We start from the raw sequence: 15,031 nt of genomic DNA on the forward strand, positions 1-15,031 counted from the left end.
AATAGAAGCATCTTCTACACATTCTCATAAGATCAAAACTGAGTCTTGGATGGCAACCGCCTACTGGTGTTATGGAATCCCGCGTTCGATTTGCTATCGCAAACTGTCAAAATAAAAACCAAAAGACACTCAGAATTCTCTAAATATTTTGCCAGATTTGGCAGTTATTTATAATTTGACACGTCGGTTTTAGGGAGTATTTTTAACCAAATAACAGTTCGCTAAAGTATTAGTAAAGGAGGGAACTGAGTGTCTAAACCTTCACGAATCGTGGGGCTTGATGTAGCGCGCTCACTCGCGATCATCGGAATGATAGTTATCCACATGGCCTCGCTACTTTGGAGTACCAAAGTAATACTCTCTGGCCTACCCGCATCATTATTTGCCATCATCGCCGGCGCGACGATGATGATTATTGGACGAAACTACACCAGCACCACTTTCTTGCGGCTGATAGCCCGAGGCGCTTTAATCATCCTCATCGGCCTGGCACTACTGCCCGTGGGTGGACAAATCCAATTGGTTCTCATCGTAATGGGCCTGGTAATGATCCTAGTTTCCTGGATGCCCGCATTGGGAACGTGGTGGAGGCTCGGTCTATTTATTGCCGCCACAATCGCCGCAACAATCGTTTACGCCCCCATCGAACTGCCACAGATTTATCCGCTATTGGCATGGATTGCATACTTCATCGGTGGCATGCTTCTTTTCGATGTGTACCTGCGCGGCCGACTACAGCGCAACCCCGATGAGAACAGCAACCCTAACACTCGACTGAGCTGGATCGTAACCGCTATCAGCGTTGTCATCGCTGGTATCGGCATCTACTTCCGATTTGACCCAGACATTCCCAGCTGGCTCAGCTTTACCGGTCACACCGGTGTTGCCGGAGAGATTATCCTCTCCGTTGCCGTTGCAGCCGTAGTGATCCACCTATGTGTGCTCATAGGCGATCTCTCTTCAACCTTGGTTTACCCTTTCGCTGCCATGGGAACAATGTCGCTAACCATTTACATTCTGCACATTCTCACCGCTTTCTACTGGCAGCAAAATGTCGTGTTGCATTCCACTTTGTCAGCAATCGGTTTCATCGTATTCTTCCTCGTCGCAGCCAGCCTCTGGAAGAAGTTTGCAGGACAGGGTCCTGCTGAGAAACTCGTTGCCACCACGATCAAGGCCATTGTTCCTTCTAAGAAAGGGAATTAACCGTGAAAAAAACATCTTTTTCGATCGCGACCATTGCCAGCGCCGTCCTTCTAATGACTGCCACTCCGGCTCTCGCACTCGAATATGGAGATCCGGCGCCCGATAATGCGGAAAGCAGTTCCGTTGCCGCGCTCAAAATGGGCAAAATCGGCAGCTTTGGTGACTGCACAGGCACACTCATTGCCGACCAGTGGGTACTCACAGCGCGCCACTGTCTAGAGTCAGTCAACAATGAAGGCACCCAGGCACGCATCGCTGGAAAAGTCTACAACGCTGATTCCTGGGCTCTTTCGCCCACATCTGACGCGGGGTTACTTCACCTGACTGAGAAAGTGACTAACGCAACCCCCGCAAAAATCTCCCACGATATTCCAACCCCAGGTCAGACGGGAACTCTTTACGGTTGGAGTAGCAGCTCGTCAATGGCACGATCTGGACAGCTACCAATGGCCAAAATGGTTGTCAAAGAGCTACTAGGTGGCGCACCTTCCGGTTCTGACACGCCGAGTGCTCCCGAAACTCCTTCCGATTCCAAGGCACCTACCGGCGCTGATGCGTCTACAGAGACTGCCCCGCCACAGGCTCTACCGTCAAAACCTGGAATGTCAGAATCCAGCCAAACCGAGTCTAATCCTGAGGGGATGTCGGAAGTCCCAGCCGACAACTCCATACAGCCTAGGATCGAAACCTCTATCTTGGATGTGCAGTCAGTTTCTGGAGCTGGCATGCAGGGCGGTGACTCTGGTGGCCCGTTCTTTGTCGACGGAAAGCTTGCGGGACTTGCTACCGCTGGAACTGCCAATGGGGATCCGGACCTTCCCTCCCCTAGTGCTGCAATCACCACAGTTGCAGGCACCGCCGAATGGATCGACAACATTGTCTCTGGCCGCGACACCCAAAGCGTTCTAACTGCAGAAAACACTCCTGCACCGCCAAAGAACATTCAAACCAGTGGCGATAATATTTGGGGTTACCTTGCGATCGCACTCGTAGGCCTTGCGGTGGGAGCAATCGGCTCACGTATCCGCAATGCGCGCCAGTAAGGATTCCTACTGGACTGTCTAGCGAATAGCATTTCACCCTTTGAAGCCGTCTCCCAGAAAACTGGGTGGCGGCTTCAAACATTAGCTCTTTTACAGTCATGCGACCCGTATCTGACCCCCTTGCCTACTGAAGTTCACAACCGATCAGCATTGCTGAACCAACAGGAAGATTATAGAAAGCCAGTAACCGAAACCTGGCTCAATCCGTGCTCGGGTCACGGAACACGGGCGTTAAAAGTGTACGGCTCCGTTAGGCCGTGTACTGGAGGGCTATGCGATCTTCCGGATGACGATCATTCAGATAGAGGACGGCCAGGAAGAACCACTCCGCTGGTTTCATCAAAAACCACACAGCATCAGCCGCCCACTGCGATCTGATCAGCTTGGCAACCGGGAAGCCATACGTGTCATATAAGCGCCGAATAACCCGATGGGTTCTGGGCACACGCTCTTCCAGTACCTGCTCAAACGCATTGGCCACAAGAAGCTGGCGATTCACAACCACCGGCCGGCCATGACGCAGGCCCATGCGGATTGGTTTTACCACCGCTCGGTGTCCGCCGGCGGCCACAGTGCAAAGGTAGTGTTCGTCAAAATACACGTTTTGCGGGGCAACCTGCTGTGACAGGTTCCAGTCACTGGTCTCCGTAAATGCCCTCACCACCATGCTCGGCGATTGCCCAAACAAAGCTAGAATCCCGACCAGCACGGCAAGGAGCGGGAGCGCCACCACGAACCCTAGAAGCGGCCAGCGCTTCGCGTCAGCCACCATTGCGTCGAGTTTGCTCAATACCGAGGAGCTGTCGATGCGGCCTCGTCTATCTCCATCAGCTTCGTAGGCGCGCACTTGGATTGCAACTATTTTCACCACAATCGCAAGCACAGCCAACAAAGGAAGAATCAGCAGTGCGTCTAGGGGGGTTTCAAAAGTTGTGATCTGGATAGTCCACACCAGGCCGAACACAACGCCCAAGTAGAGCCCCGCAATCGCAATCACAACTACGAGGGGCGGCAACTGTCTGGCTTCGTTAAACCGCAAAAGGAGGAATCCGAGTACGAACAGTAGCGCGATGAACAGCACGTGTGGCCATGCCCGCGTGTAAATCGGCGCGTGGGTTTGGTAGTTTACCAGCTGGACGTGCCAGTCCGCAGTAGGCACAACCTCTTTGAAGAACCCTAGGTATCCGAACTCATAAACCGCTATGACACACAGGGTCCAAACGTCCAGGCCCGCATCGAGAACCGGCAGGTCCTTACCACTCCCCGCTTTGGCCGCACGGATTATTTGGCTGACAGTCAGCGCTACTGGGTAACCGGCCGCGAGCGCGACGAGGGCTCCTCCAACCAGAATCTGCCCGAGAATCTGACTTGCGCCTGAAGGAGGTTGGGATACGAGGTAGGCAATCGCTCCGGTGATTCCGATCAACAGAGCCAAAACGATTCGCGAAAAAGAGGGGTGCTTGCTGGCGTAGCGGTACAGCTTAACTTGTCCTCCTGTCCTGCAAGACATGATACACGCGTTTTCTAGACCATTGAACTAGCGCAGGACTTTACCGGCCATATAGTGCTTAGCTCCGTTGATGTCGCACACGTAACGGGCGCGACTCCAAATAGCTCGAAGTCGCGCCCAGTATATGCGCGTGGTTAGCAAATATTGTCGATTACTACTATAAGTCGCCCTAGAACGAGTGGAGCCCCGCGGGTTAGCCCTCTAGCCAAGCAATCTACGAGCATACGCACCGCCCGATCCTTAAACTCCTGAGAATATCTCTTAGACATATCCCTAATCCTCTCAAAAACGAGTAGGAACAAAACCCAGTACGCTTCATGAACCGACCAACTATCAACCCGACTTTCCCCGCCAACGCAAACAAAACACGGGAAAACAGACACACAATTTGACCGACCCCAAAGTTCAGCCAAACCAACTTTCAACCTGACTTTAAAGCTCTACCACAACGAAAAACCCGGATAAAAAACACACAATTTGTCCTTTAACCCTCCCGTGTTGGGGGTTTAAGCCGGTTTTTTGGCTATATTGTGGGCGTTTGCCCTGGTCGGGGTATTCGCTTCACTCACACCCTGTCGGGGTATTCGCAATCGCTAAGCGATTGCATGCCACTTAGTCGAAAACTCAGCCGTCGAGGTTCGCTCCGCTCCTCCGTCGGGGTATTCGCAATCGCTGCGCGATTGCATGCCCCTTAGCCGAAGCGGCAAATACCTTCCGGTTTTGTTTTGCCGCGGACTGCGTCCGCGGCTACGTTGCGCGGCCCCAGCTCGCTTACGCAAGCATGCTTGCGACGCGGCTGTGTCGCGCAACTAGCCCGCTTCGCGGGCAAAACAAAACCGGTCAAGGTGCTTACCTTGACCGGAGTCGGGGTGGCGGGATTTGAACCCGCGGCCTCTTCGTCCCGAACGAAGCACGCTACCAAGCTGCGCCACACCCCGTGCGTTTTGCAACCCCTCAATTATACAGATGAACGGAAATATCAGAAATCGCGACCGGTCCGAAAATCCGCGCCGCGCCATGAGTCCCATCAGAAACTGCCATGCACTAACAAGCATCGCCCAGGTGGCGCAGTCGCCCCTAGAGTGCCACGTTCGCGGCTTTCGATACAATCGACCCGTGAATATCCTCGTCGTTTGTACCGGCAACATCTGTCGCTCCCCGATGGCTGAAATCGTCCTGCGCGAAACTGCCCAGCTAGAGGGGCTTGACCTGCGCGTATCTTCAGCAGGAACCTCAGACGAAGAGCACGGCCACGGTCTGGATCGGCGCGCGGCAAAAGTCCTACGCGAAGCCGGCTATACCCTGCCCGCCAGCCACTTCGCCCACCGCGCCACCACCGCTGAACTACGGGAGGCCGACCTTGTGCTGGCTATGACCACAGGTCACGCCCGCATTCTGCGGCGCATGATGGCAACAGCTGGGGTCAGCGCCGACAAACTGCACCTGTGGAGAGAATTCGACGGCACCGTGCCTTTCGGCTCCATCAACGATTACCTGCAATCGTCGCCAGGGTATTCCGACCAGTATTCTTCCGGAGGCCACGCGGACGTGCCCGACCCCTGGTATGGGAACCAGGACGGGTTCTATCGCACTTTGGCGGTCGTGGAGTCCGGTGTTCAGGGTCTGTTGCGCTGGCACAAGGCCGGAGGGGCAGAAGGGCGTTAGGCCCCGGCTTGCCGGTCTCACGCTGTGACGGAAACGCTCTCTTGAACTGACGGCGGTTGCCGTCAACCCAATGCGTGTTTTCTGTTTGGAGTTCGACCGGCGCAATGTCCACTGGACATTGCTTTTATGCCGGTCTCACACTGTTACGGAAACGCTCTGGCGTGTTTTCTGTTTGGAGTTCGACCGGCGCAATGTCCACTGGACATTGCTTTTATGCCGGTCTCACACTGTTACGGAAACGCTCTCTTGGGTTGAGGGTTTCACCCTCAACCCAAGAGAGCGTTTCCGCAATTTGCACAAAACTTTGGTTTGGGGTCGGGGAGTTTTGCCCCGCAGTTCGAGCAAAAGCCTCCGGCGCCCCCAGCTGGGGCCGCCGGCTGCGGTTTACCGCAGTTAGAACAGAACTTGCCGGTGTTTTGCGCCCCGCAATCGCAAGCCCAAGCCGCACCGGCCGCACCCGCAGCACCCGCCGCCCCGGCCTGCTGAGCCTGCTGCGCCGCCTGCTGCTGCATCTGCGCCTGGTTCGAAGCCGAAGCCGCCCCCATGAAACCGCCGCCGGCCTGCATCCCCATGCCGACACCCATCATGGCCATACCCGCGCCCGCCGGGTTCGACCCGGCGTTCTCGATACCGCGCGCCACGGAGCCTTGCACAAACCCCTCGCGAATCGTGGGATCTTGAAGCATCGCGCCCTGATTGCGCATATCAATCATCTTGCGCGACTGTTCATCGTAAGAAATCGAAGCAATACCAACGGCCTGAACCTCGATACCGCGCTGTTGCAGCCACTCGGCGTCCAAAGCGTCGCGCATATACTTCGACAGCTCGCTCATCTTGGAGGTGACCTGGGAAATGCGGATTCCGTCCACGCTCATCTGGTTGATGGAAACCTGCAACGCCTCCAGGAACTCGTTTTGGTACTGTTCCTTAATCTCATCGATATGCACGTGCGTGGCATCACGCGGAATCGCCTCAGCATAGAACTTCAACGGGTCGACAATGCGAATGGAATAGGTGCCGTGAGCCCGCAGGAACAGCTCGGCGTTATAGAAATTATCAAAGTATTGCACCGGGTTAGGAGTACCGAACTTAATACCCTTAATCTCCTGCAGATTGACGTAAAAAGCCTGTTGCGCCCCGGAAGGAGTGCCGCCGAACTTAAAACGATTCCAAGTCTCTTTCAGCGCATCGCCCAAGCTCCCGGTAAACAGCGACGGCGCCGAACCGGAGTTAAACGTGTACGCGCCCGGCTCGGTGGAAAAGTCCACAATCTTGCCCGAATCAGTAACCAGCAACGCTTGACGGTCATAAACCAGCAGCTTAGAGCCGTCAGTGATGATGTCCTCGGAGCCGCGCTTGTTAGACCCGCGCCCGCCTTGGCGCATCTGGGCACCCTTGGTAAAGACGATACCTTCCCCCATGTCTTGTGCGGCGATGGCATCCACCCACTGATCCGCTAAAGTCCCGCCGATAGCGCCTGCTGCCGCCTGAATCAAGCCCATGTTTTCCTCCTAATGTCGGTGTTTTCAACAGTCCACTCGGGTCGCCTCGCTGACTACCCGGCTGATTCGTCTCCAGCTTTCACTAAAAATCTAGATGATTTAACACCCAAAAGGGTGAAAACTCAGCTGGGTTTGTGTCGACCGGGCATTTTTCGGGAAAGCGTGAACGATCACAAGGGTGGTGCGTCCGGGTTTTCACCCATTTGGGTGTTCGTTTTGGGCGGGGGCGCTGAAAACATAGGGGTGGAAAACCCCGCAGTGGGAGTCAATACCAAGGAGGAAATCATGGGTTTATTTGATGCAAAAGAATGCGCGCTGTGTTCTCAAAAGGCCGGAATGCTCACCAAACAAAAGCTGCAAGACGGCTTTCTGTGCGGGGATTGCAAGAAAAAACTCTCCGACTTGTCCTCGGGGTGGAAGCAACGCACCGTCGCGGACGTGAATGAACACCTGGCGCTGCGCGAGGCGAACAAAGAACGTTCCGCCCAGTTCCAAGTCACTCGCTCGATTGGGACCGGAGGTTGCCTGGAACTTGACGACACCCACGGCTGGTTTCGGTTTAAGATCGGACGCGACTACAAGCAGGGCAACGCCCAAGTGTTTGCCTTTAACGAACTGGGAAATTTCTATGCGGAAATTCATTACGATTCCATCGCAGACGATGAGGACGACGACGGTATCCCCGACCAGTATGATCGCGATTCCTCGGGTTCACGCCGCAGCGGCATGGGAATGATGGGGGCGATGGGCGGTGAACTGAACTCCCAATCAGCCAATATGTTCGTCAATGGTTCGGGAATGGCTCAGTATTTCCGTTCCGTCGGCAATCAGATCAACGACGCGGGGATGCCTTCCGAAGTCACGGAAATCACCATGGTGGTGGGCACCACCAACCGTTTCTGGCCAGAAGTGCGGTTGCGCGGCTCGTTCTTTGGGGCCGGTAACGATATGCAAAAGTTGCAAGAAGCTCAGCAGACTATTCAGGCCCTCGCCCAGCTCCGCGCCGGTGCTGGCGGCATGGGGGCTCCGATGGGTCAGCCGGGTATGATGGGCCAGCCCATGGGGACGATGCAGCCTGGTATGCAGCCGGGCATGATGGGCCAGCCTATGGGTCAGCCGGGCATGGCTCCTATGGCTGGGGGCATGATGGCCGGCGGCATGGGTATGCCTCAGCAAGGTATGCCACAACCAGGTATGGCGCAGCCGGGGATGCCCCAGCCCGGGATGCCCGGTGCTATGCCGATGCCCCAGCCCCAGATGGGGACAGTTCCCTCGCAGGGTATGGGTGCTCAGATGGGCGGGGCACCAGCTCAGAGTGCGCATCCGACAAACTGCCCCGCCTGTAATGCCCCGGTGGACGGGCAATTCTGCGGCAGCTGTGGCACCAAAGTCTATTGAAAACCCCAAACAGGGCGCCAGCCCATTGAAATCCCAGATGCGCAGCGAACCTATGGAGTGAGGTTCGTACATTCAGCGGGGGTCTCCATGAGGAGGCCCCCGCTGGTTTTCCCGGCAAACTCCGGATCAGACACTTCCTTTTACGTAGCGGTGAATGTGATTGCCACAACTCCCGGCTTTGCTGAGGTTTTGTTCTGGCATAAGTCCGGGTGGTGAGGTTGCCAGAGTGACTCTCCTTGCATAGCCGGACACGCCGAAATAGGGCGAGTACTCAGCTTTTTACTCAGCCTTTACTCATAGACAATCCGCGTTAGTATGAATCCTGTGAGACATTCAGCATTTATTCATAAATAATTTCGACTTTTTCAAATCTATTAACTGGATTAACTCAGATTAGATATTATTTGTCACCTGAAATGTTTTCTCCATAGAGAGTATGTTAGGACATTTGAACTTTATCTAAATGCCGACTTTTCCGCGCTATTTCAATGTTTCATACCAATGATTTAAATTTTCTTAAAAAAGGCATTCGGTTTCTTGAATATAACAAATACCATATTAAGCAAAGCGATTTTCAATCTGTCACCTATTTAACACGGAGGTTTACAAATGGGTCGTTCAGCTACGAGAAGTGTTACCCGAGGGGTAACACACACAAAGAAGGGCATATCCGTATTTAGTGCAGTCGCTCTCGGTCTGGGTGCAGTAGTAGCACTCAACATGGCTGCTCAAGCCGATTACGCCAAACCTGGCACTACCGTTGCTACTGCCATCAATGCCGATGCTATTGAAGGCAATGGTCCCTGGCCCCTAAAAAGTTGGGGTGGCATCGAAGCTACCTCCAGTACTACGGATAGTGCCGGCGGGGCTAGAGTCTCTGGTTACGCGGTGATTATGGATAAGTCCACCAATGCGGTGAACAATGGTGGAAACACCGCCGTACCTGCTGGAACCAAGATTTATATGCGGTGGCAGGACACGGATGGTCAAGTCTCACCCATTTACTACGCCACCACGCACAACAATTACACCAGCGCCGCCGACGGCGCTTATGCCTTCAGCGTGCCCAAGTGGACTGACTCCGCGGGTAAAGATCACGTAATGCTTCCGGGTGCGGCGAAACGACCCAAGATTAAGGTGTGGTTTGAACCTTTCAATGACCCGATTACCGGCGAACAGGTCGTCATGGTTCGTGATGCCAGCGCTGGTCCTAGTGGTAACCCGCGGGTGATGGGTGATTATGACAAAAAAACGCGCGTAACCGGGGCGGGTGCGCAATATGTGGATTTGCAGTACTTCAGCAACGTGACCCTGTTTGGCTACCAGATGCCAGCCGAATATATGATTGCTCCCCCGGAGCGGCAAACGGTTAGCCACACGACTTATAAGGAGCGGGGTAAGTCCACGGATTACATTCAAGGCCGGGTCTGGCTGGAAATGCAAGGTTCTCCGGTAGGTTCTGGACCAGCCTATGACGGGAATGACACCCTTGCTGTTGGCTACAAGGTCGTTTTCTCCGTGCTGACCCCGGAATGCGCCATCAAAGCTCAACAGAGCGATACGAAAGCCGGCTCGGACAACATTGCGCGGGTGAAAGCCGCGAAAGACTTGGTCACCGCAAATCCGAGCTGTATCCAGGAAACGACCACCGCCACGGTAGACAATGACGGATACTATGTCGCCCAGTTCTCTAAGGATACTTTCCGGCTTAAGAAGGTAGTGGTCGACGGTAAGACGTACTTAGCCAGTGACGCGCAGCGCAACTATGTCTACGGTTATGTGACCGATACGAAGGGCTCCGTCATGCCGGCATACTCTGCGTTTACCGACAACGCTTGGAACGCCCCGAACGAGTTTGCCGCCGCGATCCCATCAGCTCCGCCGGGCTTCAACCTCACTCACTGGTACAACACCCACTTCGCGGTCACACCGTACTACAACGTGGGTATCAACCTGGACAAGTACGTGGCGAACAAGGTCGGAGAAACAGTAACTGCTTTCGCCACCGGTAAGTCCGTCCACCCTGGCGGCTCCAAAGTCGTGTGGACTGATCCCGCCGGTAAAGTAGTCAAAACTTGTGACGGCGTGGAACCCGGTTCCGGCAGCTGTGCTATGGAAGTTCCTGCTGATGCGGTTGACGGCACCGCCTACACCGCGTCGCTGTACTTGGGCGACACGTTGATGGCGATGGATTCTTTTGAATTCGTAGAGCCGGAAAAGGTCGCGCCGAGCTTCACCGCAGAGGCGCCGGAAATTACGGGCGTCATTAATGAGCTCATCGAGGAAAAGGTCGTTCCTCTCGATAATCCTGATGGTTTCGAAGTGTCTTGTACCGCTACGGGCTTAGCCAAGGGACTGCAAATTTTCTATAACGCAGAAAAGGGTGGCTGTGTCATCTCGGGCGTGCCTGAAGAACTGAAAGACGTCGACAGCACCTATATCGTCAGCGCCACGTGGCTGGATAAGGCCGGTAAAGACACTACCGTCACGGCTGAGGGCAAGATTAACATCACCAAACCCGGTGATGATGATCACGACGGTGTCAACAACCACGATGACAAGTGCCCTAACACCCCGAAAGATGCGGTAGTAGACGCTGATGGGTGCGCTATTGCGCCTACCATCAACGATCCGCAGGGCAAGGGATTCGCGGTAACCGGTATTAAAGGTGAACCCATCACACCGGTGATTATTCCTGTGAATAATACCGGCAATCTGACCATCACCAGCTGTGAAGCGGATACCTACACCGGTGGGGACACCCTTCCGACTGAAACCGCGAAGACCAGCGAACCCGCCAGTGCCGGCAAAGAACCTGCGGGCAGCACTGCGCCCAGCGAGCCTGCCGAATCTAGTGAGGAATCAAGCTCAGAGGCGACCCAGAGTGCACCCGAACCTGCCCCGGCGGTAGAACCGGTTACTCCGGCGTCCGGTCAAGGTGTGGGCGTGTTCGCTGAGCCTAAGGAAAGCACGGTTGCTGGATTGCCGAAGGGCTTAAAGGTGGAATGGGATCAGGATCAAAGTGCCTGCGTTATCTCCGGTACCACCGATGTGGCGCTGGACACCCCCATCAACGCCACCGTCTATGTCAAGTACAACGCAGACAAGCGCGCTGACGCGACCCCAGGCACTTCTGAAGAAGAACTTAAGGTTGACGGGACCGTGTTTATTCACGACCGAGGTCTGGACGACGATGACAACGATGGTGTGTTGAACAAGGACGATGCCTGCGCTAATACGCCTACGGACACTGCGGTGGACGAAAAGGGTTGTGCCAAGGCTCCGGTGGTCACCAAGGTTCCGCTGATTGAGGGGACGGTCGGCACGGAAATTACTCCGATTACCGTTCCTGTGGCTAACGACGGCAACAACACCATCGTCTCGTGTGAGGCTACCGGTCTGGTGGCTGGTTTGAAGATTGCTTGGGACGAAACCGCCAAGGCGTGCGTGATTTCCGGCACTCCGACCGAACCGACCGCGGGAACCGACCCGGTGGAAGTCAACGTCAGCGTGAAGTATGACTCCCCGGATAACAAGGCGTCCGAACCGAAAGACAGCGCTTCAACCTCCGGTCAACAAATCGTCAAGTATGGCGATGCGGACGGCGATGGTGTGCCCGACAATGTGGACAAGTGCACGGGAACTCCTGCCGGAGCCAAGGTCAACCCCGATACGGGTTGTACTGTCGCTCCCGAAGTCGGTTCCTTCCCGAAGGTAGTTGGAACTGTGGGTGAAGAAATCGTCCCGGTCAAGGTTCCGGTGGCTAACCCCGGTCAGGCAACCGATTTGGTTTGCCACGCCACGGGCTTGGCGGCAGGGCTAAAGATTGATTACGTGGCGTCAGAACACTCCTGCGTCATATCGGGCACCCCCACCGCGAAAGCTACGGGCAAGGTCGAGGTGACCGTAACCTATAACCCGGTCGATGATGGCACCAATGACAGTAAGGTCACTGATCCGGTCAAGGGAGAAATCGCTATTGTGCCTCCCCAGCCCGGTGACGAGGACGGCGACGGCGTAACTGATGACATCGACAAGTGCCCCGGCACCCCCAGCGGCACCTTGGTCTATCCGGCAGACAGCACCGACCCGAATAAACAGCCGGGCTGCGAGGTTGTTCCGGACCCGATTACACCGGCAGAGCCTTCCACACCGATAGAGCCTCCCGCACCTAAAGACAGTGACAATGACGGCGTAAACGATGACAACGATGCTTGCCCGGATACGCCAACCGGTACCAAGGTTGACGCGAAGGGCTGTGCTGTAGCTCCGACCGTGGGAACCGTCCCTGCTATTGAAGGCGAAACGGATCAGGCTATTACGCCTGTGGTGATTCCGGTAGATAACCCGAACCACACCCAGTTCGCCTGCTCTGCCACCGGTTTGGCGCAAGGTCTGAGTATCGCGGTGTCTGCCGATGGCAAGTCTTGCGAAATCACCGGTACACCTACCGATCCGATCAGCGGGAAAGTCACCGTGACGGTAACCTATGAGCCCGTCGATAACGGCTCGACCGGTAGCGATTCTCAGGACGGCGACATTAACATCACGAAGCCGGCTCCCTCGGATGACGATGGGGATGGCTACAGCAATGATGTGGATAAGTGTGCGGGAACTCCCGCTGGCGCCAAGGTCGACGAGAAGGGCTGTTCCGTAGCCCCGGTTATCTCCGGTGTTGTCGATATTAATGGTGAGGTTGGTAAACCTATCAGCGATGTCACCGTGACAGTGGATAATCCGGGTCTGACTGTCCTGAACAACTGCAAAGCCAAAGGTCTGCCGGCAGGACTAGGGGTGGCGTGGAACGCTGAGCACACTGCGTGCGTCATCTCCGGTACGCCTACCGAAAAGGTTGACGGCAAGTACACCGTAGGCGTGGTTTACAACCCGGTTGACGACGGCAAGAACGGCGACTTGTACGCCTCTGGTGCAGCCAAGGTCATCATCAGCGATAAAGATGGCGACAATGATGGCGTTCCCAACAGCAAGGATAAGTGTGCCGACACTCCTGCTAAAGCCAAGGTCGACGCTGATGGCTGTACCGTGAAACCTCAGGTGGATACGGTTCCTAATGTGAACGGTGAAATCGACAAACCTATCAAGGATGTTGTGGTTCCCATCAGTAATGAGGGCCAAAACAAGATTCTGGAGTGCAAAGCTGCGGGCTTGCCCAACGGTTTGAAGATTGCGCTGAACGCAGAGGGCACGGCGTGCGTCATCTCGGGCACCCCCACGGAGGAAGCCTCCAACAAGGTGACTGTCGAGGTCGTCTATGACCCGGTCGATGACGGTAGCGACACTACCGGCACCGTCAAGGGTGAGGGCGACGTGAGCATTGTCGACTCCGATAAGGATAAGGACGGTGTGGACGACAGTGTCGACCAGTGCCGCAACACTCCTGCAGGAGCTAAGGTCGATAAGAAAACCGGCTGCTCGGTAGCTCCGCGCTTGGGAGATGCTACCGCTATTACCGGTAAGGTTGGCGAGCCGATTGCGGAAATCACCGTATCGGTGGCTAACGACGGCAAGGCTGCTCTGGGTCAGTGCCAGGCAACCGGCCTGCCGAAGGGTGTGACTATCAAGTGGAACGATGTCAACAACAAGACAGCCTGTGTCATCTCCGGTACTCCGACTGAGGAAGCGGGCGGGGAATACGCCGTCACCGTGACCTACAACGCGGTTGATGACGGAACCAAGGAATACAAGCAGGCTCCGGCGGCAAAGAACACCATCAATATCGCGAAACCTGAACCGAAGGATAGCGATGGCGACGGCATCAACGATGACCTCGACAAGTGCCCCAACACACCTGGCGGTACAAAAGTCGACCAGAACGGCTGCTCTGTGAAGCCGAGCATTCCTGCCGACCTGCCGGAAATCAAGGGTCAGGTGAACCAGGAGATTGACCCGGTGGTCATTACCGTCACCAACGATGGCGGAGCAGAAATCCTGTCCTGCAAGGCTCAGGGCTTGCCCAAGGGCTTGACCATTGCCTACGACCCGATGAAGAAGGCGTGCGTCATCTCCGGTACTCCCACCGAGCCGACCGAAAAGGCGGATTACACCGTGACCGTAACCTATGACCCACAGGACGACGGCAAGGACGAGCCGGCGACCGTGAAGGGCAAGGGTAGTGCGACCATCAAACCGGCACCGAGACCGGGCGGATCTGGTGGAAGCATCGGATTCATCGAGCCAGGTGACCGACTGCCTGACCCTGACAACCCTGTGATTGCCGGAGTCACGGATACACCCAAGGCGGGTGTTGCCGAGCCCGGTAAGCCTCCGGTGGCTGGTGTGAACGAAGCGCCGCGCACGATTGCTCCGCTGACGGTGACGAGTCAGCCGCGTCTGCCGCAGGCTCTGGCACGTACCGGTGCGATTGCAATCCCGGTACTCCTCGGGGCAGCGTTGGTGATGATTGCCGGTGGTTTGATGTTCGTTCGTCAAGGCCGCCGCGAGGAAAAGAAACACTGAGGATTCTCAGGGCTGATTCGGGATCTCCCTCTCAGGCGTTTGCTGCGGAGGGAACCCCCGACCCCCTGGTTTGACCAGGAGTATTAACTGAATATGTCCCCGGTTCGCCGCGTTTGCGGTGGGCCGGGGACTGTTGATTTTTAGGGTGCGCAGTCACAGTTGCGGGTGCGGTAGGGGGAGTCCGCCCTGGTTTGGCTGGGGTTTCGTTTTTCGGGGCCATCTCGGGGTAT

7 protein-coding genes and 1 tRNA gene are annotated in these 15,031 nt (G+C 55.6%); 5 read left to right on the forward strand and 3 right to left on the reverse strand.

Translation table 11 applies throughout. The features are described from left to right. Positions 1–249 precede the first annotated feature (249 nt). A complete protein-coding gene (locus RDL66_RS00715; protein ID WP_308534572.1) occupies positions 250–1,206 on the forward strand; it encodes a DUF418 domain-containing protein in 957 nt (318 codons plus the stop codon). Positions 1,207–1,208: 2 nt separating this feature from the next. Then, complete coding sequence (locus RDL66_RS00720) at positions 1,209–2,249, forward strand: trypsin-like serine protease (RefSeq protein ID WP_297591277.1); 1,041 nt, start codon at positions 1,209–1,211, stop codon at positions 2,247–2,249. Between the two features lie 250 nt (positions 2,250–2,499). Here the strand turns inward: RDL66_RS00720 and RDL66_RS00725 are convergent, their stop codons facing one another. Both RDL66_RS00725 and RDL66_RS00730 read right to left on the reverse strand, forming a co-directional pair. Continuing rightward, positions 2,500–3,684: a DUF6688 family protein gene (locus RDL66_RS00725; protein ID WP_308534573.1), complete on the reverse strand. Its 1,185-nt coding sequence runs from the start codon at positions 3,682–3,684 to the stop codon at positions 2,500–2,502. 939 nt (positions 3,685–4,623) lie between these two features. Further along, positions 4,624–4,697, reverse strand: a tRNA-Pro gene (locus tag RDL66_RS00730). 178 nt (positions 4,698–4,875) lie between these two features. On the opposite strand from RDL66_RS00730, the gene RDL66_RS00735 reads away from it, so the two are divergent. Next, positions 4,876–5,424, forward strand: a complete 549-nt coding sequence (locus RDL66_RS00735) for a low molecular weight protein-tyrosine-phosphatase (protein ID WP_308534574.1) — start codon at positions 4,876–4,878, stop codon at positions 5,422–5,424. Between the two features lie 266 nt (positions 5,425–5,690). Here the strand turns inward: RDL66_RS00735 and RDL66_RS00740 are convergent, their stop codons facing one another. Beyond that, on the reverse strand, positions 5,691–6,926 hold the full coding sequence (locus tag RDL66_RS00740; RefSeq protein ID WP_308534575.1) for an SPFH domain-containing protein: 1,236 nt from the start codon (positions 6,924–6,926) through the stop codon (positions 5,691–5,693). A gap of 285 nt (positions 6,927–7,211) precedes the next feature. On the opposite strand from RDL66_RS00740, the gene RDL66_RS00745 reads away from it, so the two are divergent. Further along, the gene (locus RDL66_RS00745; protein WP_308534576.1) at positions 7,212–8,324 is read left to right on the forward strand and encodes a DUF4428 domain-containing protein; all 1,113 of its coding nucleotides are present in this window, start codon (positions 7,212–7,214) and stop codon (positions 8,322–8,324) included. 720 nt (positions 8,325–9,044) lie between these two features. Next, a complete protein-coding gene (locus tag RDL66_RS00750) occupies positions 9,045–14,801 on the forward strand; it encodes an LPXTG cell wall anchor domain-containing protein (protein ID WP_308534577.1) in 5,757 nt (1,918 codons plus the stop codon). Positions 14,802–15,031: the final 230 nt, after the last annotated feature.

The sequence above is a fragment of the uncultured Mobiluncus sp. genome (assembly GCF_902488535.1).
Classification (GTDB): domain Bacteria; phylum Actinomycetota; class Actinomycetes; order Actinomycetales; family Actinomycetaceae; genus Mobiluncus.